The sequence below is a fragment of the Nonomuraea sp. NPDC049625 genome, from assembly GCF_040675285.1.
GTDB lineage: Bacteria > Actinomycetota > Actinomycetes > Streptosporangiales > Streptosporangiaceae > Nonomuraea > Nonomuraea angiospora_A.
The window spans coordinates 491,247-512,143 of sequence record NZ_JBFAOQ010000001.1; the positions used below are offsets into that span (position 1 = coordinate 491,247).

Annotated in this window: 21 protein-coding genes; 13 read left to right on the plus strand and 8 right to left on the minus strand. The window is 69.6% G+C overall.

What is annotated here, in order from left to right; all coding sequences use genetic code 11:
- The first annotated feature begins 53 nt into the window (after window positions 1–53).
- Window positions 54–584: a hypothetical protein gene (locus AB0J87_RS02505; RefSeq protein WP_363962301.1), complete on the plus strand. Its 531-nt coding sequence runs from the start codon at window positions 54–56 to the stop codon at window positions 582–584.
- On the opposite strand, the gene AB0J87_RS02510 is transcribed toward AB0J87_RS02505, so the two are convergent.
- Window positions 571–1,698 (minus strand): saccharopine dehydrogenase NADP-binding domain-containing protein, encoded by a 1,128-nt coding sequence (locus tag AB0J87_RS02510; RefSeq protein WP_363963089.1) that lies wholly within the window; start codon window positions 1,696–1,698, stop codon window positions 571–573. The genes AB0J87_RS02505 and AB0J87_RS02510 overlap by 14 nt on opposite strands.
- Before the next feature lie 144 nt (window positions 1,699–1,842).
- On the opposite strand from AB0J87_RS02510, the gene AB0J87_RS02515 reads away from it, so the two are divergent.
- Together AB0J87_RS02515 and AB0J87_RS02520 are read left to right on the plus strand one after the other, a co-directional pair.
- Window positions 1,843–3,783 carry a serine/threonine-protein kinase gene (locus AB0J87_RS02515; protein ID WP_363962302.1) on the plus strand — a complete coding sequence of 647 codons (1,941 nt, stop codon included), beginning with the start codon at window positions 1,843–1,845 and terminating at the stop codon, window positions 3,781–3,783.
- 53 nt (window positions 3,784–3,836) lie between these two features.
- Window positions 3,837–4,823 carry a malate dehydrogenase gene (locus AB0J87_RS02520; protein WP_363962303.1) on the plus strand — a complete coding sequence of 329 codons (987 nt, stop codon included), beginning with the start codon at window positions 3,837–3,839 and terminating at the stop codon, window positions 4,821–4,823.
- A 210-nt stretch (window positions 4,824–5,033) separates the two neighbouring features.
- On the opposite strand, the gene galE is transcribed toward AB0J87_RS02520, so the two are convergent.
- Window positions 5,034–5,984 carry a UDP-glucose 4-epimerase GalE gene (galE, locus tag AB0J87_RS02525; protein ID WP_363962304.1) on the minus strand — a complete coding sequence of 317 codons (951 nt, stop codon included), beginning with the start codon at window positions 5,982–5,984 and terminating at the stop codon, window positions 5,034–5,036.
- A gap of 86 nt (window positions 5,985–6,070) precedes the next feature.
- On the opposite strand from galE, the gene AB0J87_RS02530 reads away from it, so the two are divergent.
- Both AB0J87_RS02530 and trpS read left to right on the plus strand, forming a co-directional pair.
- On the plus strand, window positions 6,071–7,384 hold the full coding sequence (locus tag AB0J87_RS02530) for a hemolysin family protein (RefSeq protein WP_363962305.1): 1,314 nt from the start codon (window positions 6,071–6,073) through the stop codon (window positions 7,382–7,384).
- A gap of 14 nt (window positions 7,385–7,398) precedes the next feature.
- Window positions 7,399–8,403, plus strand: coding sequence for a tryptophan--tRNA ligase (gene trpS / locus AB0J87_RS02535; protein ID WP_350731256.1), 1,005 nt, complete (start codon window positions 7,399–7,401; stop codon window positions 8,401–8,403).
- Window positions 8,404–8,991: 588 nt separating this feature from the next.
- Here the strand turns inward: trpS and AB0J87_RS02540 are convergent.
- Window positions 8,992–9,321 carry a hypothetical protein gene (locus tag AB0J87_RS02540; protein ID WP_363962306.1) on the minus strand — a complete coding sequence of 110 codons (330 nt, stop codon included), beginning with the start codon at window positions 9,319–9,321 and terminating at the stop codon, window positions 8,992–8,994.
- Between the two features lie 232 nt (window positions 9,322–9,553).
- Between AB0J87_RS02540 and AB0J87_RS02545 the strand changes: the two genes are divergently transcribed.
- Window positions 9,554–10,141, plus strand: a complete 588-nt coding sequence (locus tag AB0J87_RS02545) for a UTRA domain-containing protein (protein ID WP_363962307.1) — start codon at window positions 9,554–9,556, stop codon at window positions 10,139–10,141.
- 3 nt (window positions 10,142–10,144) lie between these two features.
- Window positions 10,145–10,864, plus strand: coding sequence for a GntR family transcriptional regulator (locus AB0J87_RS02550; RefSeq protein WP_363962308.1), 720 nt, complete (start codon window positions 10,145–10,147; stop codon window positions 10,862–10,864).
- A 113-nt stretch (window positions 10,865–10,977) separates the two neighbouring features.
- Here AB0J87_RS02550 and AB0J87_RS02555 read toward each other — a convergent pair whose 3' ends face one another.
- A complete protein-coding gene (locus AB0J87_RS02555; protein WP_363962309.1) occupies window positions 10,978–12,516 on the minus strand; it encodes an alpha/beta hydrolase in 1,539 nt (512 codons plus the stop codon).
- Window positions 12,517–12,734: 218 nt separating this feature from the next.
- On the opposite strand from AB0J87_RS02555, the gene AB0J87_RS02560 reads away from it, so the two are divergent.
- Together AB0J87_RS02560 and AB0J87_RS02565 are read left to right on the plus strand one after the other, a co-directional pair.
- A complete protein-coding gene (locus AB0J87_RS02560; RefSeq protein ID WP_363962310.1) occupies window positions 12,735–13,343 on the plus strand; it encodes a hypothetical protein in 609 nt (202 codons plus the stop codon).
- Complete coding sequence (locus tag AB0J87_RS02565) at window positions 13,340–13,540, plus strand: hypothetical protein (protein WP_363962311.1); 201 nt, start codon at window positions 13,340–13,342, stop codon at window positions 13,538–13,540. The genes AB0J87_RS02560 and AB0J87_RS02565 overlap by 4 nt, the downstream gene beginning before the upstream one ends.
- Before the next feature lie 192 nt (window positions 13,541–13,732).
- Here the strand turns inward: AB0J87_RS02565 and AB0J87_RS02570 are convergent, their stop codons facing one another.
- Window positions 13,733–14,350, minus strand: a complete 618-nt coding sequence (locus AB0J87_RS02570) for a helix-turn-helix domain-containing protein (protein WP_363962312.1) — start codon at window positions 14,348–14,350, stop codon at window positions 13,733–13,735.
- 181 nt (window positions 14,351–14,531) lie between these two features.
- Here AB0J87_RS02570 and AB0J87_RS02575 point away from each other — a divergent pair, with 181 nt between their 5' ends.
- The 3 genes from AB0J87_RS02575 to AB0J87_RS02585 all read left to right on the plus strand — a co-directional run bounded on the left by AB0J87_RS02575 (window position 14,532) and on the right by AB0J87_RS02585 (window position 17,845).
- Window positions 14,532–15,203, plus strand: a complete 672-nt coding sequence (locus AB0J87_RS02575) for a sulfotransferase family protein (RefSeq protein WP_363962313.1) — start codon at window positions 14,532–14,534, stop codon at window positions 15,201–15,203.
- A gap of 118 nt (window positions 15,204–15,321) precedes the next feature.
- Complete coding sequence (locus tag AB0J87_RS02580; RefSeq protein WP_363963091.1) at window positions 15,322–16,905, plus strand: MDR family MFS transporter; 1,584 nt, start codon at window positions 15,322–15,324, stop codon at window positions 16,903–16,905.
- A 121-nt stretch (window positions 16,906–17,026) separates the two neighbouring features.
- A complete protein-coding gene (locus tag AB0J87_RS02585) occupies window positions 17,027–17,845 on the plus strand; it encodes an alpha/beta hydrolase (protein ID WP_363962314.1) in 819 nt (272 codons plus the stop codon).
- An 83-nt stretch (window positions 17,846–17,928) separates the two neighbouring features.
- Here AB0J87_RS02585 and AB0J87_RS02590 read toward each other — a convergent pair whose 3' ends face one another.
- From AB0J87_RS02590 to AB0J87_RS02600, 3 genes are all read right to left on the minus strand, one after another.
- A complete protein-coding gene (locus tag AB0J87_RS02590) occupies window positions 17,929–18,123 on the minus strand; it encodes a hypothetical protein (RefSeq protein WP_363962315.1) in 195 nt (64 codons plus the stop codon).
- A gap of 77 nt (window positions 18,124–18,200) precedes the next feature.
- Window positions 18,201–19,391, minus strand: a complete 1,191-nt coding sequence (locus AB0J87_RS02595) for a helix-turn-helix transcriptional regulator (protein WP_363962316.1) — start codon at window positions 19,389–19,391, stop codon at window positions 18,201–18,203.
- Window positions 19,392–19,462: 71 nt separating this feature from the next.
- A complete protein-coding gene (locus tag AB0J87_RS02600; RefSeq protein ID WP_350731278.1) occupies window positions 19,463–19,936 on the minus strand; it encodes a MarR family transcriptional regulator in 474 nt (157 codons plus the stop codon).
- Window positions 19,937–20,017: 81 nt separating this feature from the next.
- On the opposite strand from AB0J87_RS02600, the gene AB0J87_RS02605 reads away from it, so the two are divergent.
- Window positions 20,018–20,896 (plus strand): haloalkane dehalogenase, encoded by an 879-nt coding sequence (locus AB0J87_RS02605; protein WP_363962317.1) that lies wholly within the window; start codon window positions 20,018–20,020, stop codon window positions 20,894–20,896.
- Window position 20,897 lies beyond the last annotated feature (1 nt).

Genomic DNA, 20,897 nt, shown 5'->3' on the forward strand with positions numbered 1-20,897 from the left:
TCGCCACGCCCGGAAAAGTAGCAGAATGCGGAATCGCCAAAAAGGGGGCTCGAGTGATTTCCGATGAAGTCTGGGTGCGCCTGGACCCAAGGACGGGCATGGTGCGCCGGTTCGCCTACGGACGCTGGGTCCTGGCCGCGATCGCGGTGCTCGCCGCCGGGGCCACCTGGATGAGCGGAGCGATCGTCCCCCGCCTGTCGTACGACGCGAGCGGTGGCTCCGGCACGACGTCCCAGGATGAGGCGGGTCGGCGGCACGTCGAGGTGCTGATCGGCCTGGAGGTCGTCAACGAAGGCTGGCTGCCCACGACGGTCACGGCGGTGGGCGTGCGCTCGGCCGGTCTCGCGCTCCGATCGGTGACCCTCGACGGTAGCGGTGCCTTTCCCCGCTCGATCCCGCCCCGCACGCGGATGACGCTGGCCCTCGTCCTCGGTGTCACCGACTGCCGGGCCGCCCTGTCGGAGGATGTCCCCCTCGTGGTGGAGGTGGAGCAGTGGTGGGGCCGCACCACCGCCGAGGCGCAGTCCGAGGAACCCTGGCACACCCTCTCGGTCGAGTCCGCTTGCCGCGTCAACGCTTCCTGACGAAGGAGATGTCCGCCGCGCGCAGGCGGTCGATGAGCGGCCGGCCCATGGCCGAGGCCGTCGTGAGCTGGCCGGCGCGGTCCGGGAGGTCGTCGAAGGCGAGGCAGAGGGCCGACTCCGCGAACATCCTGGCCGTCGCGCCGTAGCCCGGGTCCCCGCCCGCGACCTCCGTGACCACGCGCTCGCCCCCGCCCTCGCCCAGGAACGTGACCTTGAACCAGTTCCGGGCGCGGCGCTCGGCCGACGGGCCCTCGCCGGGCTTCAGCCGGTCCTGGATCCAGCCGCGTACGGGCGGGATCTGGGCGAGTGCGGCGAAGGCGCCGGCGGCCGTCACGGTGGCCAGGGCCTCGGGAAGGGTGCGGACGGCGTAGTGCTGGCGGTAGGTGAAGTCGGGGCCGTAGCGGTCGAGGAGGCGGGCCGAGTAGCCGACCACGAACGGGTCGAGGCTCGGCATCGGGAGCGCCCAGCCGCCCACGTAGCGGACGCCGCCGGGCAGCGAGCTCACCCTGCGGCCGCTGGGCCGGGGCTCGGCGGAGCGGCGCTGCGTGCCCTGCTGGACCGTCTGGCGGGCGCGGCCGAGGATGGACATCATCGTGGCCAGGGTGCCGCCCGACGGGGCCATCCTCGCCCGCAGGAAGCCGCTCACCCTGAGCGGGACGCCCTCGGGGAGGTGGGTGACGGTGTGGAGCACGCCCAGGTCGTACGGGATGGAGTCGAAGCCGCAGGCGTGCACGAGCTTGGCGCCGCTCCTGGCCGCCCGGTCGTGGTAGCGCACGTAGACCAGGTCCACGAACTCGGGCTCGCCCGTCAGATCCAGGTAATGGGTGCCGGCGTCGGCGCACGCGGCCACCAGCGGCTCTCCGTACGCCACATAAGGGCCGACCGTCGTGGCCAGGACGCGCGTCTGACGGGCGAGCGCGGCCACAGAGGCGGGGTCCGTGGCGTCGGCGAGCAGGATCGGTACGTCGAGCCCCAGCCGCTCCAGCTTGGCGCGGTCGCGCCCGGCCAGCGCCCACCGTGTGCCGGGTCCGGCGGCCTGCGCGAGGTAGGCGGCCGTGAGCGCGCCGGTGAAGCCGCTCGCTCCGAAAAGTACGATGTCGTAGGGGCGCTCCATGATCCCGAGCCTCCCCTCGACGGCCCGCGCGCGCAACTCCACGCCGGTAAAACCGTGACGTCACGAACGCTTAACGGATCCCTGAGGAGTTGCTGAACGTCGTAAAGTTTGCGTCGTTGGGGTTAGCACACGTGGGGATGACGAATGCCGCAAATCTCGCCGCTGGTCGCCGGCGATCCCACACAGCTGGGGTCCTTCCGGCTGTCCGGACGGATCGGGGAAGGCGGTCAGGGCATCGTTTACCTGGGCGTCAACGACAACGGGGAGCAGGCGGCCATCAAGCTGCTGCACGTCAAGTTCACCGGTGACACGATCGCCAGGTCGCGCTTCGCCAGGGAGCTGAAGGCGGCCAAGCGGGTGGCGTCGTTCTGCACGGCCAGGGTGATGGAGGCCGATCTCGACGGCAACACGCCGTACATCGCCAGCGAGTACATCGACGGCCGGGCGCTCAGGGACATCATCGAGACCGACGGGCCGCTCACCGGCACGGTGCTCGACCGGCTGGCCATCGGCACGGCGACCGCGCTCACCGCGATCCACCACGCCTCGATCGTCCACCGGGACTTCAAGCCCGACAACGTGCTGATCGCCGCCGACGGGCCGCGCGTGGTGGACTTCGGCATCGCCCGGATCATCGACTCCACCGGCACGATCACCAGCCGGGCCATCGGCACCCCCGCCTACATGGCGCCCGAGCAGATCGCGGGCGACGACGTCGGGCCCTACACGGACGTGTTCTCCTGGGGCGCCACCATCGCGTTCGCGGCCACGGGGACGCCCGCGTTCGAGGGCAAGTCCATCGCCGTGGTGCTCAACCGGATCCTCAACCACGAGGTCGACGTCGGCATGATGCCGGAGCCGCTGCGCGGCGTGGTGAGCTCCGCGCTGTCCAAGTCCCCGGCCGACCGGCCGTCCGCCGACCAGATCCTGCTGCGGCTGCTCGGGCAGCCGTCCACGGTGGGGGCGTCCACTGCGGTGCTCACCCGGGGCGTGCAGGTGGCCAGCGACGACACGACGCCGTTCAACAGGGTGTCGGCGGGGTCGATCACGGACCTGCCCCGGCCGCAACCCGCGACGGCCCCGTCCGCGACGGCACCGCCTGCGGCTGCGCCTTCCGCCACGGCTGCGCCTCCCGCGACGGTGCCGCCGGAGGGGGACAGGGTGCCGTACCCGGTGACCGAGCCCTCCCTCCCAGGGCGGTCGCGCCGCGCGAGGGTGTGGTTCGCGGTGGGCACCGCCGTCGTCCTGCTCGCCGCCGCCGCCATCGCGCTCGCGATGAACGGCGGCTGGCCGCTCGCGTTCCGCGAGGGGCCCGAGCCCACGGAGACGGCCGAGCAGAAGGCTCCCTCGACCGCGTTCGCCACCGTGGTCGACAAAGTGGCGCAGACCGGGAAGATCGTGATCGGCGTCAAGGGCGACCTGCCCGGCGTCGCGCTGCAGGACGGCGACGACTTCCAGGGCTTCGACGTCGAGGTCGCCAAGCGCATCGCCGCCGAGTTAGGAGCGAAGGACACCGCGCTCGTCAAGGTCAGCAGGGGCGACCGGGCCGACGCGCTGGCCGAAGGCAGCGTCGACCTGGTCGTGGCCACCTACTCCGTCGACCGGTCCGAGACCCAGTTCGCGGGGCCGTACTACGTGGCGCACCACGACGTCCTCGTCCGCGCGGGCAGCGGCATCGACTCCGTGGACGACCTGGAGGGCAAGAAGCTCTGCGCGCCCGACAGCCCGTCCGTCGGCGAGGTGCAGCAGAAGGTGAAGGTCGAGCCGGTCTCGGCCGGCGACTACGCCGTCTGCATGCAGCTGCTCCGCGACGGCAAGGTGGACGCGATCCCCGGCGACGACCTGATCCTGGCCGGGTTCGCCGCCCGCGAGAACATGCGCTACAAGATCGTCGGCGCCAAGCTCAACAACGAGCGGTACGCCGTCGGCATCAAGAACGGCGACGTGAAGACCTGCAAGGCGGTGAAGGCGGTCATCGCCGACCTCTATCGCACGGGCTTCATGAAGCAGCTTCTGAGCAAGTACTTCGCCAAGGTCGAATTCGATCCGGAGCTGAAGGTGCCCGCGATGGAAAGCTGTGGATGACGAGCAGGTAGCATCCCAAAGTCAACGAATATCCTGCGAGTGAGGGGAAGGCCATGGCGTCGTCAGCCAACGGGCCCGTCAAGGTAACCGTCACCGGAGCCGCCGGTCAGATCGGTTACGCACTGCTGTTCCGCATCGCGTCGGGCCAGCTGCTCGGCGCCGACGTCCCGGTCAAGCTCAGCCTGCTGGAGATCCCGGCGGCGGTGAAGGCGGCCGAGGGCACCGCGATGGAGCTCGACGACTGCGCGTTCCCGCTGCTGTCCGGCATCGAGATCACCGATGACCCCAACGTCGCCTTCGCCGGGGCCAACGTCGCGCTGCTGGTCGGCGCCATGCCGCGCAGGGCCGGCATGGAGCGCGGCGACCTGCTCGGCGCCAACGGCGGCATCTTCGGCCCCCAGGGCAAGGCGATCAACGACCACGCCGCCGACGACATCAAGGTCCTGGTCGTGGGCAACCCGGCCAACACCAACGCGCTCATCGCCCAGCAGAACGCGCCCGACGTGCCCGCCGACCGCTTCACCGCGATGACCCGGCTCGACCACAACCGCGCGCTGTCCCAGCTGGCCGCCAAGCTCCAGGTGCCGGTCACCGAGATCAAGAAGATGACGATCTGGGGCAACCACTCCGCGACGCAGTACCCCGACCTGTTCCACGCCGAGGTGGGCGGCAAGATCGCGGCCGAGCAGGTCGACGGCGAGTGGCTGCGCGAGACGTTCATCCCGACGGTGGCCAAGCGCGGCGCCGCCATCATCGAGGCCCGCGGCGCCTCCTCGGCCGCCTCGGCCGCCAACGCGGCGATCGACCACGTCTACGACTGGGTCAACGGCACCGAGTGGACCTCCGCGGCCGTCGTCTCCGACGGCTCCTACGGCGTGCCCGAGGGGCTCATCTCGTCGTTCCCCGTGCGTGCGGCGAACGGCAAGTTCGAGATCATCCAGGGGCTCGAGATCGACGCGTTCTCCCGCGACCGGATCGACGCCAGCGTGCGCGAGCTGGTGGAGGAGCGCGACGCGGTCAAGGAACTCGGCCTCATCTGACGACCGGCCCGGCCCCCCGCGCGAGGCGGGGGGCTTCAGGGCGGACAGAACACGGGCTGCACGGCGGGGACGGCCGGCGGGGTGGCGAAGATCACGCCGGCGGCGGCCAGGAGACTACCCGTCACGATGAGGACACCGAAGAGCAGCTTCGTGACCCTTGGTGAAAAGTTCCTCACATTTCGGTATCACAGCACATTTTCCGGTGCCACATCACGCATTTGCGGAAAGCGCGTCCCACGCGTCAGAAACGATGTCACGCAGCGCGGGTCGTTCGGCCTTCCAGCCGAGCTCCCGCTGGATCCTGGCGGACGAGGCGACCAGCACGGCGGGATCGCCGGGGCGCCGGTCCGCGACCACGGCCGGGATCTCGTGCCCGGTGGCCTCGCGGCAGACCGAGATCACCTCCTGGACGGTGAAGCCGGTGCCGCTGCCCAGGTTGTAGATCTTGTGCTCGCCCGGCGTGACGGCGTCCAGCGCCAGCAGATGCGCCCGCGACAGGTCGGACACGTGAACGTAGTCGCGCACGCAGGTGCCGTCGGGCGTCGGGTAGTCGGTGCCGAAGACGCTCACGGACTCGCGTTCGCCGGTCGCGACCTTCAGGACGTTCGGGATGAGGTGGGTCTCGATCGTGTGCCGCTCGCGGTAGCGGCCGTAGGCGCCGGCCACGTTGAAGTAGCGCAGGCTCACCGCGCCCAGCCCGCGGATCGCCGCGAACGCGCTCAGCGCGGTGTCGACGGCCAGCTTGGAGGCGCCGTAGGGGTTGGTCGGGCGCGTGGGGTCGTCCTCCTCGATGGGGGAGCGCTCGGGCTCCCCGTACGTGGCCGCGGTCGAGGAGAACACGATCCTGCTCACCCCCTTGTCCCGCATGGCGTCGAGCAGGGCCAGCGTGCCGCCGAGGTTGTGCGCCCAGTAGAGGCCCGGCTTCTCCACCGACTCGCCCACCAGCGACTTGGCCGCGAAGTGCAGCACCGCGTCCATGCCGTCGAGCACGTCATGTGCCTCGGTGATGCTTTTTTGGACAAATCGGGCACCTTCCGGCACCGCGTCCTGATGCCCGGTTGACAGGTCGTCGAGTACGGTCACCTCGTGCCCTGCCTCGATGAGCTGCGCCGCCACGACACTGCCGACGTATCCGGCACCCCCGGTGACCAATAGTCTCATGTGTACTCCTGTTCAAATATGTTGGATTTTGTACGGCTCGCCGCCCAGCATACGCGCGAAGGCCGCCGAGTACGCTGCCAACCACCATGTTTGACACCCTCGCGGCCAACATCGCCCTGGTTCTGGTGTTCATCCTGATCGGGGGGTTCTTCGCCGCCGCCGAAATCGCCATGGTCTCCCTCCGGGAAAGCCAGGTCCGCAAGCTCTCCCAGCGGGGCCGCCGCGGCGAGCGGGTGGCCAAACTCGCCCATGACCCCAACCGCTTCCTGTCCGCCGTCCAGATCGGCGTCACCGTCGCCACCATGCTGTCGGCCGCGTTCGGCGCCGACCGGCTGGCCGCGCAGCTCGTGCCCGTGCTGGAGCAGTGGCAGGTGCCCAAGGCCGTGGCCCCCGTGCTCGGCCTCGTGCTGGTGACGCTGGCGATCTCGTACGTGTCGCTCGTGCTCGGCGAGCTGGCGCCCAAGCGCCTGGCGCTGCAGCGGGCCGAGGGGCTGTCGCTGTACGTGGCGCCGTTCCTCGACCGGATCGCGTCCCTGTCGCGGCCGATCATCTGGATGTTGTCGAAGTCCACCGACCTCGTGGTCCGGCTGCTCGGCGGCAATCCGGAGGCCGACCGCGAAGAGGTCACCACCGAGGAACTGCGTGACATGGTGGTCGGGCACACCGACCTCACCGCCGACGAGCGCAAGCTGATCGGCGAGGTGTTCGCGGCCGGGAAACGGCAGCTCAGGGAGGTGATGCTGCCGCGTACCGAGGTCGAGTTCATGGACGCCGAGACGCCGCTGGACGAGGCGGCCCGCCTCGCGGCGGGGCTGCCGCACTCGCGCTTCCCCGTCTATCGGGAGACGTACGACGAGGTCATCGGGTTCGTACACGTACGGGACCTGCTGGACCCCGAGCTCAACGGGCGGACCGAGCCGATCAGCGCGGTGGTGCCGATCCGCGCGGCCAAGTTCGTGCCTGCCTCGAAGCGGCTGCTCAGCACGTTGAACGAGATGCGCGACGAGGGCCAGCACCTGGCGATCGTGGTGGACGAGTACGGCGGCACGGCGGGCATCGTGACCCTGGAGGACCTGGTCGAGGAGCTGATCGGGGACATCAGGGACGAGTACGACGAGGAGGAGGACGTCGTGGTCCTGCCCGCCGGTGAGATCGAGATCGACGGCCTCACGAACCTCAACGACTTCGCCACCGAGACCGGCATCCGATTGCCGGACGGCCCTTATGAGACGCTTGCCGGATTTGTCATGGCGATGCTGGGGCATGTGCCGGTCGTGGGGGAAAAGGTGGAAATATCGGGTTTTGAGATGACTGTCACAGAGCTGGACGGGCGCCGTATCGCCAGGGTGAGAGTGAAACGCGGCCCGGCGGTCGAGTCGCCGCCCGAGCAAGATTCCTGACACAATTGCGTGCTATGGCCAGACCTCGTGTACTCTCCGGCATCCAGCCCACAGCGGACTCCTTCCACCTGGGCAACTACCTGGGTGCCGTCCGTCAGTGGGTTGCTCTGCAGGAGACCCACGACGCCTTCTACTGCGTGGTCGATCTCCACGCGATCACCGTGCCGACCGAGCCCGCCGCGCTGCGCCGCCGCACTCGCGTCGCCGCCGCCCAGCTCTTCGCCGCGGGCCTCGACCCGGAGCAGTCCACGGTCTTCGTGCAGTCGCACGTACGTGAGCACACCGAGCTCGCCTGGATCCTGATCTGCCTCACCGGCATGGGCGAGGCGGGCCGGATGACCCAGTTCAAGGACAAGTCGGCCAAGTTCGGGGAGAGCGCGGCCAGCGTCGGCCTCTTCACCTACCCGATCCTGCAGGCCGCCGACATCCTGCTCTACCAGGCCAACCGGGTCCCGGTGGGCGCCGACCAGAAGCAGCACCTGGAGCTCACCCGCGACCTGGGCCAGCGCTTCAACCACCGCTTCGGCGACACGTTCACGCTGCCCGAGCCGTACATCCTCAAGGAGGTCGAGAAGATCACCGACCTCCAGGACCCCACGGCGAAGATGTCGAAGTCCTCCTCGAGCCCCGCCGGCATCCTCGACGTCCTGGAGCAGCCCGGCCCGCTGCGCAAGAAGGTCATGCGGGCGGTCACGGACACGGGCTCCGAGGTGCTGTTCGACGAGGAGAACAAGCCGGGCATCTCCAACCTGCTCCGCATCCAGTCGGCCCTGACCGGCACCCCCATCCCCGACCTCGTGGCCCGCTACGAGGGACAGGGCTACGGCACGTTCAAGAAGGACGTGGCGGAGGCGGTGGCGGACACGTTCACGCCCATCAGGGAGCGTACGGAGAAGCTGCTGTCGGACGAGGCCGAGCTCGACCGCCTGCTCGCCATCGGCGCCGAGCGCGCCGCGGCGGTGGCCAAGCAGACCATGGCCGAAGTTCGTGACAAGGTCGGCTTCCTCCCCACGCTGTAGGTCGCGCGGCTCCACCCACCCGTTGCCCGGTCACCGGGTGGGCCCGCTGGACCCCGCCCCGGGCCAAAGGTCTTCGCCGGGAGCGCTTCGCGCTCGGGGCTCAGGCGTCCCCATTTGGGCGCCTGGCGGCGCAACCCCCGCGCCTCGCGGCGCCTCGCCCGCCCGTTGCCCGATTACCGGGTGGGCCTCCTGGAGCCCACCCCGAGCGGTCCTCGCTGACGCTCGGGCTGCCCTCCCTCGGGCGGCCTTCGGCCGCGCTATCGCCCAAGGCTGCCCTGTCGCCCGAGCGCGGTTCGTCGACGCCAAAGGTGCGATTCCGCAGGCTATGCCCGTCACGCGGCGGCAGAAGAGTGGCACCGCCCGACCCGGACAGGCGGGGCCTCCGGCAGCACTCCGGAGGGCTGCGGGAGATCTTGTGGCGCGGCGGTGGGACCGGTCGAAGGGAAGCACCGCCGCGCCGGCTCATGGCGTCCGGGCTCAGACCCATAGAGTCCGTTCGGATCTCTTCTTGCCGGACCTATGAGGCCGCGAGATGGCTTCCTTGCGCAAGGCTGGATCTTTGGCTTTGGACTCTTCGAACCAGCATGCTCACCGTGGTGCGACGCGGGCCCGGGCGTATTGCAAGAAGGCCGTCTGCCAGGCCAGTGCTGCCGCGAGCGCAATGGCGTCCGGCTGCTGGACGGTCTGCAGCACCCCAGCCGCCACCATGTCGAGGCTGAGCTGCTGGCGCAGCCTGGCGGTCCACCACATCTGACCGGACACATCACGCTCGCGTCCGATGTCCCATGCTGGATAGGTGCTTCTCAAGGTCGAAAGCTGGCGACCTGCCCAGTCCTGTAGGAGCGCCGCCTGCGCGACGACCTGACGCATGTTCTGACCCACCGGAGGAACGACGCCGTCCTGCTCGGTGCCCGTCATCGCCCCACCCTTCCGGTCGCCTGCCTGCCGGTGCGGTAAAGACAAGCCATCACTGCGTGGACCTCGATTCCTGATCAGGGGCCGTTCAGTGCTGAAACCGTGCCCGTCCCTGGGATCCAAGCCTTGGTCGCCCAGGACAACCTTAATGCCATTCCCGAAAGGCGGCAAGGTAGAGTTGACGCTGACCTGAGTACGCTTTGATCCAGGCGCCACGTACGAACCGGATAGTGGCGTGCTGGTGGTCCTTTTCGTCTCGATGGAGGAGCACATGCCAGACCCAGGCTGGGCCAGCGTCTCCACCCCTTACGTAAGGCCGCGGCGGCCCGGCGAAGCGGATGCCTGGACGGAGGAAGCGGCCGCGCATGGTCACGTCGGTACGAACCGTCTGCGAGCCGTGGAAGAGGCGAGCCCTCCCCGCGAAGTGGCTGATGCGCTCGACCTTGGTCCCGAGGGGGCGGCGGTCATCCGGCGGAGGCTGGTGCTCCTCGACGACCGGCCGACGGAGTTGGCCGACTCCTATTATCCGGCGTCGATCGCCCGCGGCACGCGGCTGGCCGAAGAGCGCAAGATTCCAGGTGGGGCCCTCACCGCGCTGGCCGAACTGGGTTACCGGCCCCATAGCGCTGAGGAGTCGGTAACGGCCCGTCCTTCGACCAAGCCTGAACAGGATGCGCTTGATATCCACCCGGAAGACTGGGTGATGGTCCTCACTAGAGTGTTGCGCACGGACACTGGAATGCCGATCGAGGCCACCGTCATGACGATGGTCGCCGACGGGCGTGAGCTACGCTACAGAATGATCATTAACGAGGAGATCTGACCCTTGGCAAGGCGCCCGGACCCACGTCCTCGTCATCAGCAGATCGCCGCGGAGCTGCGAGCCGAGATCATGTCCGGCGCACTGAAGCCGGGCGAGCAACTTCCTTCGACACCCCAGATGGTCGCGCGTTTCGGGGCGGCCAACGCGACGATTCAACGCGCCCTTCAATCACTGAAGGACGAGGGATTCGTACGCGGCCATGCTGGTAAAGGGGTGTTCGTCCGAGAGGGACGGCAATTCGTTGTCGAAGCCACCCCGTACAAGTCCCCGGGCCCGCGTGGCTACAGCTACGAACTGCTCGACGTCGGCGAGGTGGAGCCGCCCAACGATGTCGCCGCGGCATTCGCGATGTCTCCCGGTGGCAGCGTCATCATGCGTCATCGGCTGTTGCTGCATGACGGCGAGCCCGTTGAGCTCTCGTGGTCGTTCTATCCCGTGGACATCGCTGGTGGGAGTCCCCTGGCAAGCCGCAAGAAGATCCGCGGTGGCGCACCGCGGGTCCTGGCGGACCTTGGGTTTCCCGAGCGGCATTTCGATGATCGCATCTCTGTCCGGCAACCCACCGTGAACGAAGTAGAGGGCCTGGACCTGCCGGCCGATGTACCGGTTTTCCGGCAGTTCCGGGTCATCTACAGCGACTTCCAGCGACCGGTGGAGATTTCGATCCTGATCAAAGGCGGGCACCTCTACGAGCTTTCTTACCACCAGGTCGCCGACCAATAGTGCTCAGCCGCCGCCGGCGGTTCCCCATTGGCGTTCCCTGCTCTGCGTGACAGTCGACAGAGGGGTGGCTCGTACGCGCACGAGCCACCCCTCATCACGAGATCACCCGAAGATCATTTGAAGAGGCCCATCCAGCCAGGCGTTCCGGGCAGCGGGGAGACGGGCTCCCTGAACGTCTGGACCTCGGCGGGTGGGACAGCCGGGCAACGGGTCCCCGGCGCCGGGAGGGTCCGCGAGATCAGGTAGGTGTCGACGGCCCCCGTGGTGCAGGCTCCACGCCCGTAGGCGATGTGGCCCCAGCCCTCGTACGTGAGCAGCCGGCCCGACCGGCCCAGCTGCTGGGTCGTGCTGAGCGCCCACGGATAGACGGTGGCCGGGTCGTGCAGGGAGTTGAGGACCAGCAGCGGCGTGTTCGTCCGCACCTTCAGGCGGTGCTGCGGGTTGGGGATCGGGTCCGGCTGGCCGAGGCACGAGATGACCGGACCGATCGCCAGCGGGCTGTAACGCATATCGGGCGCGATCTTCGCCAGGCGGCGCAGGTGCTTGCTGAACTCCCGGTAGTCGCGTACGGGCAGCCGGAAGTCCAGGCAGAAGACCTGGAACGGGTTGGGGCTGACCTCCTGCGTCCGGTCGATCGCCAAGGGGAACGCGCCCGGGCGCGGGGTCTCACCGGCCTCCAGATCGGCGAGCAGCTGGGAAAGCGGCTGCCAGTTGGCTGGATCGTAGAAGGCGCCCAGGGCCTCGCGGATCAGCATGAACGCGGTCACCTTGGTGTCCGGCTCTCCCGGGACGGGCAGTTCGCCGCGGTCGGCGCGCTCCAGCAGCCCCTTCCAGATCGACCTGACGTCCTTGCCGTGCTGGACGCACCGGCTGTCGCGGTCGCACCAGGCCACGAACTCGTTGAAGGCGTCCTGCGCGCCCCAGGTCTCCGTGTCCATGAAACCCCGCGTGCCCAGGCTGTGGTCCATCGTGCTGTCGAGCACGAAGGCGCGGACCCGCGACGGGTAACGCTCGGCGTACAACTGGCCGAGGAGGGTGCCGTAGGAGCCGCCCCAGAAGGTCAGCTTCTCCTCGCCGAGCGCGGCGCGGAAGGCGTCGAGGTCGGCCGCGGTGCTGAGCGAGTCGACGTGGTCGAAGAGCGGGCCGGTACGGGCCCGGCAGTCGGCACGCAGGCGGTCGTTGTAGGCCAGCATCCTGTCGAAGTCGGCCTGGCTCTTCAGGAGCGGATCCGGGGCCTGCATCATCACGTCCGTGGAGCAGACCACGGGGTGGCTGCGGTTGGTGCCCCGCGGGTCGAGGCCGACGATGTCGAAGCGGCGCAGGATCTCGGGACTGAACGTGTACGGGCTGCCGAAGACCAGCCTCACCCCGGATCCTCCGGGGCCGCCCGCTCCCAGCACGAGCGCGCCGATCCTGGCGGCGGGATCGGTGGCCTTGCGGCGCGCCACACCCACCTCGAACGTGCCGCTCGACGGCTGGTTCCAGTCGATGGGCACGGTGAGCGTTCCGCACTCGACGGCCGGCTCTTCCGGACACGGCGCCCACGAGATCGTGTCCCGTGGCTGCGTGGCCCGCGTGGTGGCGGCCGAGACCGGCGTGAGTAAGGCGAGCGGCGAGATGAGTCCTAACAACAATGCGGTGAGTCTTCGCATGCTCTGATCTTCAACGGCCTCCGGACGACTGTGAATCGGGCGCAGGTATGGACCGGCGGCTCCTTCGCGAGGACGACGGCACTGGGTCTTTGGTCCTATGCACCGGTCAAAGGTCGGGCGCCTGGCGCCTGGCGGCGGACTCGCCCAGGCTGTGCGTTTCCACCCGGGCCAGTAGCTTCTCCCACGTTGTAGCGGGCACGCCGCGATACGCTCGCGGCGTGTCCGACGATGCCACCGCGCAACCTCCGTTACCGGAGCTCACCCGGATCCTGATCGGTCCGCCTGGCAAGGTGCTGCTTCCCCTGGTCGTCCTGCTCGCGCTGATCATCCTGAACCACTGGAGCCTGCCGGGCGGCGGTCCCTTCCCGCTGGTGTTGACGGGCTTGCTGCTGGGGCTCGCCACGGTCGTCGTCTGGACCGCCCGGTTCCTGGTGGGCCTGCTGCGTTCGGACGGCCGCGCCGGGCTGCGACGGCACTGGCTGCGCTGGGCGTGCGCGCCGGTCATCGGGGTGGCCGTGGTCGGCCTGGTGTATACCGACCTGCCTTTCGCCGCCCGGTTTGCGTTCTCGGAGGCGAGCCTGGAGCAGCTCGCCCGGACGGTCGCCTCGGGGGACGAGGCCGGCGGGCACGACGACCAATGGGCGGGGCTCTACCCGTTGACGTCGATCGAGCGGATCGAGGGCGGGGCTCGTTTCCTGGTGAGCGACACCGGGTTCCTCGACCGCTATGGCTTCGCGTGGAGCCCCGGCGGTGAGCCGCCGGACGAGTCCCACACCGGATACACGCATATCCGGGGTCCCTGGTACGTATGGGAGAGCCGGTTTTGAGAGTCCCCGGAACGCCCGGCTTCTGGGTCTACCTGGCTGCCGCGCAGCTGATTCCCGCCTGGTACGTCTCCGGGGAGATCGGCTGGCTCGTCGCGCCCGCCGTCGCGCTGCTCGCCATGATCGCCGCCGTGATCCGGGCGTACCAGGACGCGGCACACCTGCGAACCGCGGAGGATTCACCACCGGACGAGCAGTAGGGGTGCCGTTGACCAACGTCTCCTGGCAGTACTTCACGCAGCACGGGCGCTTCCCACGCGGGTGAGCTCGGACCGTCACGATCGGCGGCGGCATTGTTCGACGACTTCACGCCCGAAGAGCGAGGCAGGCGGGCGTGCGGGTCGTCGGAGTGGCGCCAGAGATCGAACAACCGGTCGCCACGTCCTGCGTGCCTACTCGGGGACGGGGAGCCGCGGCGCCGGGAACAGATCGCCGACCAGCAGCGTCGCCGCTTGCGTGGCGATGGCGAGGATGTCGTCGTCCGTGGCTTCGGTGCCCTGGGCGGCCAGCACGGCGTTGTGCACACTGAGCAGGGCCATCCGGACGCGCAGCCGGTCGGTCAGCGGCGCGTCGGGGCCGAGGAGGAGCTGTGTGGCCCTGCCTATCCGTTCCAGCGGGCCGCCGTCCCGTAGTGGCATCACCTTGCGCAGGGTGGCATGGTTGGCGGCGGCGAACCGCATGACCCGCAGTCCCCGTCCGCCGCTCAGGGCGATCCAGCGGCCCAGGAATTCGGAGGACAGCTCCGGAGTGAGCGCCTGGCCTGCGGCCCAGTCCAGGAGGTCGTCGAGGGCGCGCATGTTGTCTTGGAAGAGGCTGAGGATGATCGCCTCTTTGCTGTCGAAATGGTAGTAGAGCGCCGCCTTGGTGATGCCGATCTGTTCGGCGATCTCGCGCATCGAGGTGGCGTCGTAGCCGCGCTCGGTGAACAGCGACAGCGCGGCCTGCTGGATCTCACCCCGCGTCTGGCTGCCCTTGCGCCGCGGGGCCGTGGCCTGTTCCGTCTTTGACATCGCTCTTCTTGCTCCCAGGCTCAGCTCTCCGGAAAGTCTACACCTTGCTTACCGGCCGGTCGGCAAGTAGCTTGCTAGCCGGCCGGTAGGCAACCACCTCCGGGGCGGAGCATGGGTGTTTGATGACCTGGCCCAGCCGGAGGTGACTGGGGTCGCCGTGATCGAGGAAGGAAGGGCTGGCATGAGTTTGCGAGTTGTGGGAGCGGGATTTCCGCGTACGGGGACGACTTCGCTGAAGGCGGCGTTGGAACGGCTGCTCGGGGCGCCCTGCTACCACATGCGGGACCTGTTCGGGCGGCCGGACGACGCCGCGGTCTGGCGCGACGCCTGCGCGGGTGTCATGCCTGACTGGCAGCGGTTCCTCGCAGGATACGCCACCGGGGTGGACTGGCCGATGTCGTGGTTCTGGCGGGAGTTGTCCGCCGAGTTCCCGGACGCGCTGGTGCTGCTGTCCCGGCGGGAAAGTGCCGAGCGCTGGTACCAGAGCATGGACCGGACGGTGCTGGAAGGGGCGCGCCGCCTGACGCGCGGCGACTTCGCCGGCGCGCGGCCGCCGATGGACGCCGGTGGCACCCCGGAGCAGGCCCGCGCCATGGAGGAGATGATCCGGGCCCTGTTCGGCGGCGCGTTCGGCGACCCCCACGACCGCGACAAGGTCATCGCGGCCTACGAGCGGCACCTCGCTGAGGTCCGCGCCACCGTGCCGGCGCACCGGCTGCTGGAATGGCAGCCGGCCGACGGCTGGCAGCCCTTGTGCGCCGCACTCGACCTCCCGGTTCCCGACGAGCCGTTCCCGCACGAGAACACCGCAGCCGACATGCGGGCCCGGATGGGCGACCTCGGCGGGCAATGACCCCAGTGCCGCGTCAGATGCCGGCGAGGAGGACAGTCGTGCAATTGCTTACCGGCCGGTTAGCAAGTAAGCTTGCCGACCGACCGGTAAGTTCTATTGCATCGATGGGAGCGCAATGATGGCAGGAGACAGCGCGACGAGTCCCCCGGCGGCGGGGCAGCAGGCCGGACTGGGGTTCAGTCATCGCCAGATCCTCGTGACCATGAGCGGCCTGGTCATCGCCATGATGCTGGCGATGCTGGACAACATGATCGTCGCCCCTGCGCTGCCGACCATCGTCGGTGATCTGGGCGGCCTGAACCACCTGGCGTGGGTGACCACCGGCTACGTCCTGGCCTCCACCGTGGCCACGCCGATCTGGGGCAAGCTCGGCGACCTGTACGGCCGGCGTATCGTCTTCGTCGCCGCCGTGGCGCTCTTCCTGCTCGGCTCGGTCTTGTGCGGGATGTCACAGGACATGGCGCAGCTGATCGGCTTCCGCGCGCTGCAGGGCCTGGGAGCGGGCGGCCTGATGGTCGGCGTGCTGTCGATCATCGGTGAGATGATCCCGCCGCGGGACCGCAGCAAGTACCAGGGCGTGATGATGGCCGCCATGCCGGTGGCGATGATCGGTGGCCCGCTCATCGGCGGCTTCATCACCGATAACCTGAGCTGGCGCTGGGCCTTCTACGTCAACCTGCCGCTCGGCGCCGTCACCCTGGTCCTGTGCTGGATCACCCTGGCCAAGCTGCCCAAGGGCACCGGCAAGGCCGTGATCGACTGGTGGGGCACCGCGCTGCTGACAGTGTGGATCACCGCACTGGTGCTCATCACCAGCTGGGGCGGCACCCAGTATGACTGGAGCTCGCCGCAGATCCTTGGCCTGGCGGCGCTGGCAGTGGCCGGGTTCGTCGCCTTCGTGATCGTCCAGCGGCGGGCAGCCGAGCCGATCATGCCGCTGCGAGTCTTCAAGAGCCGCAACTTCTCCCTCGCCGGCGCCGTCGCCTTCATCTCGGGTTTCGCCATGTTCGGCGCCACGGGCTTCCTGCCGCAGTTCCAGCAGTTCGTCCAGGGCTCCTCGGCCACCAACAGCGGCCTGCTGCTCATGCCCATGATGATCGCCGCGATGATCGTCAGCCTGGCCGGTGGCTCACTGATCAGCAAGACCGGGCACTACAAATCGCTGCCCATCATCGGCTCCATCCTCGTCACCGTCGGCCTGGCACTGTTCGCCACCGTGGGCCTCGACACCACCACCACGATGACGGCCCTCTACATGGTGGTCCTCGGCGCCGGCATGGGCGCGCTGATGCAGACCAGCACTCTCATCGCCCAGAACAGCCTCGACCTGCGCGACATGGGCGCAGGCACCGGGGTGTCGACCTTCCTGCGCAACATGGGCAGCTCGCTCGGCGTCTCCCTGCTCGGCGCCGTCTACACCAGCCAACTGGCCGACTCCCTGGCAGCCGCCGGGCCGGCCGGGCAGGGCGTGGCCGCCTCCGCCGTCTCGATGACCCCGCAAGCGCTGCGTGCCCTGCCCGAGGCAGCCCGGCACCTGTTCCAGCAAGCCGTCACCGACGGCATCACCACCCTGTTCACCTGGGGCGCGGCGGTGACCGCCGTCGGCGTCATCCTGGCCCTGTTCATCCGCCAGGTCCCACTGCGCAGCGCCGCCGCACCGGCTGCCAGCCCCGACGCCGAGCCGGTCGCGGCCGGTAGGTGAGGCCATCCGCCGCCACCGGCCGGCACCAGGCAACGCCCACGACGCGAGGCGATACGGCACCCAGTAGTCGTGCGGCCTTAGCGGTGCTAAATTTGCCTTAGCGACGCTAAGGGGGTGGCTGATGATCAGCGTGATGACGGCCGACGGGACCGAGGCGCGGGCTGTCGATGAGGGGCAGGGGCCGATCGTTCTCGTTCTCCATCCCGGCCTCGACGACGGCTCGTCCTGGCGGGAGGTGGCCGCGCGGCTCGCCGCGGGCTACCGGGTCGTGCGGCTGCACCGGCGGCGGTACCGGCTCGATCTCGACGGCGCCTCCTGCACGGTCGCTCAGGAGGTCGAGCACGTCCTGGCCGTGGTGGCGGCGCTGGGTGGCGGGCCGATGGTGCTCGTCGGGCATTCCTCGGGTGCCGTGATCGCGCTGGAGGCCCTGGTGGCCGGCCCGTCGGCGTTCGCGGGGGCGGTCCTGTACGAGCCGCCCACCGTGATCGGGGCGCCGCTCGGCGGGCCGCACGGTGAGGTGCACGCGCGGGCTCGGGCGGCGATCGCGGCCGGTCGGCCGGGGAAGGCGCTGAGGGTTTTCCTGCGGCGTTCCGTGCGGGTTCCCGCGTGGGTGGCGTTACTGGCCGGGGTGTTCGTGACGGTGGTGCCGAGGATGCGGGCGCTCGTTCCGTCGCAGATCGAGGACAACGTGGGCATGGACTCGCTCGGCGTGCGGCTCGACGCCTACTCGGGGATCGAGGTGCCCACCGTGCTGCTCGGCGGTGATCGCAGTCCGGCGCATCTCGGGGAGCGGCTCGACGCGCTGGAGCGGGTGATGCCGCGGGTGGAGCGGGTGGTGATGCGCGGGCAGGGGCACTCCGCCCACGCCAAGGCCCCCGGTGAGGTCGCCGCCGTCATCGATTCCTTCGCCGCCAAGGTGCTCGGCCGACCCGGTCGCTGAGGTGCCGGAGTCGCGGAAGGTCCCGGCCGGTAGTCGAGGCTCAAGGGTCGCCGAGGTCCCGGCGGGCCGCTGCGATGGCTCGGTCAGCCCCGGCGGGTGCTGCGGTGGAGCCGGAGCAGGGCGCGCAGGGCCGCCAGGCTGGGGCGGGTGAGGCGGGTGTCCCCGTGGGTGGCGGTCCAGCCTGAACGATCCCGCTGGAACGACCACCCGGGGAACTCCCGCGTTGCCTCCTGAAGCAGTCGTTCCATGACGAACTCGGCACTCGGCGCTGTGGTCATGAACACAGCGTGGCACCAACACCCCGCTCCGTGACGAACTCCGGCCGCAGAACTCCCCGTTCATCCGGCCCGAACTCTCAGTTCGCGATGCCGTGGCGCTCGGCCAGGTAGCGGACCTCCGGCGCCCACGACGGCCGCGCGCGCCGCGCCAGGGACCGCACCATCTCCCTCAGCAGCAGCTTGTGGTCCAGCTCCTCCGGGCATTCGCGCTCGATCCGCAGGAGGTGGAGCAGGCTGGCGGCGTCGTCGCCCACGTCCTCGCAGGCGCGGGCGACCTGGCTGAGGTGGGTGGCGCGCCGCTCGATGGACGGCGTGTGCCGCAGGTCGATGTCGTCGGCGATCTGCAGCACCGCCTCCGGCCGCCCCAGGTCGTTCTCGATGCTGGCCATGTGGATGGCGACGTTGGTCGGCCCGAAGAAGGCCAGGTCGTAGACGTCGGCCCCGTCCTCGACGCGCTGAGCGAGCCGCGCCGCGGGCCCGCGGACGATCTCCCTGGCCTCGTCGTCGTAGCCCCCGCGCGCCGCGCCGATCGCGGTCAGCAGGTGCAGCGCGCCGAGCGCCTTGACGTGGCGTTCGTCGCCGTCGGCGACGTGGGGTTCCAGCATCTCGATGCCGCGCCGGCCGATGTCGTACGCGATCTGGTGCATGTCGTCCGACAACATCGACTGCCCCAGGCTCCAGTACGCCCACGCCCGGATCAGCGGATCCCCCGACTCCTCCGCGAACCTCATGGCCCGGTCCGCGGCCAGATGCGCGAGATCGACCCGCCGCAGGTGCTTGAGCACCCCCCTGGCCAGCATGTACGCGTCGGACGCGACGCGGTGGGCCTGCGGCGTGTCCGCGAGTGCGAGGTTCTCGGCGTCGGAGATCAGGGACGGCAGGGACGCCATCAGGATCGAGTAGCGGTGCGCCGAGGTGAACCAGGCGCTGCGCGCCGCCGCCACCCGTTCGGAGAGCTGTTCGGCGTCGGGCGGCTCGATGTCGGGCTCCAGCGAGCGCCACGTGAACAACGCCCGCTCGATGTCGCTGATCTGCGGCCGGCTGGGCTCGTGCGAGTCGCGCGGGGTCTCCCCCAAGAGCACGGCGGTGCGTACGCCCAGCACTTTGGCGATCTCCCGCAGCAGGGGGAGCGAGGGGGTTCGTTTGCCGTGCTCGATCAGCTCGATGTGCCTGGGGGTGCAGCCGGACTGGGTCGCCAGCGCGGTGGTGCTCATGCCCCTTCGTTCGCGCTGGAGCCTGATCATCTGCCCGGTGGCTATTTCGGACATGGACGTGCGGCCTCCTGGGTGGGTCCCGACATCCCACAGGCTAGGGCTCCAGGAGATCGCCTGTCCTGGATTCAGCCCTGCTCAGAGGAGCTGCCGGAGCGCGCGTGATGCTCCAGGAGGCGGGTCAGCAGACCTGACAACTGCTCGCGTTCCGGTTGGCTCAAAGGGGCGAACAGCTCGTCCTGAAGGCTCGCGATGAGCGTGTGCAGCCGTCGTACCTGCTGGATCCCCTCGGGGGTGATGGTGATGACGTTGCGGCGGCGGTCGGCGGGGTCGGGGGCGCGCTCGACGAAGCCGCGCTCCGCGAGCTCGTTGATGACGGCGACCATGTCGCTGCGGTAGATGCCGGTGCGCCTGCTCAGCTCGGCCTGGCTCACCGGGCCCGCCTCGCGGAGCGCGACAAGCGCCGCGTAGTGCCACTTGCGGGCGTCGACGGCGGCCAGACCCTCGTTGACCAGCCGGTCGGCGTGCATCGCGACCAGCGACAGCGTCCGGCTCGGCAGGAGCCGCAGCGCTGCGGGGGTGGCCCTGAGGTCGTCCGTCATGCTCCCGATGATAGTCCCTTGCGTTAGTGGCACTAACGATGTACGTTCGTTAGTGTCATAAACGTTAGTCGCACTTACGAAATGAGAACCGTCATGCCGACGATCGACGTGCTCGACTCGACCATGTACTTCGAGGACTCCGGCGGCTCCGGCCTGCCCTTCGTGTTCCTGCACGGGAACCCGGCCTCGTCCCATGCGTGGCGGAAGGTGCTGCGGGGGCTGGACGGCCGCCTGCTCGCCCCCGACCTCATCGGCATGGGGCGCTCGGGGAAGCCGGACATTCCCTACCGGTTCGGCGACCACGCCCGTTACCTCGACGCGTGGTTCGACGCGCTCGGGCTGGAGGAAGTGGTGCTCGTCGGGCATGACTGGGGTGGCGCGCTCGCGTTCGACTGGGCCACCCGTCGCCCGGAGCGGGTCCGTGGGGTGGCGTTCATGGAGAGCATCGTCCGCACGATGAGCTGGAGCGACCTGGGCGAGGCCCCGCGTGCCCGCGCCGAGATGCTGCGGAGCGCCCAGGGGGAGGCGCTGGCGCTCGACCAGAACTTCCTCGTGGAGACGGCGTTCTCGGGCGGCGTGCTGACGAGCCTGAGCGAGGAGGAGAAGGAGCCGTACCGGGCGCCGTACCCCACCAGGGAGAGCAGGCGGCCGCTGCTGGAGTGGGCGCGGTCCCTGCCGCTGGACGGCGAGCCCGCCGACGTGGCCGAGCGGGTCGAGGGTTACGGAAAGTGGCTCGGGGCCAGCTCTGACGTGCCCAAGCTGCTGCTGACCTTCGACTCCTCCCCGACGCTGCTGATCGGGCCCGAGGCGGCCGCCTGGTGCGCCGCGAACATGGCCGCCTTGGAGGTCGAGCACTGCGGCCCGGCCGGCCACCACGCCTCCGAGGACCAGCCGGAGGCCATCGCCGCCGCGATCGCCGGCTGGGCGGCCCGCCACGGGTGGCGCGCGGGCACGTCCTGAG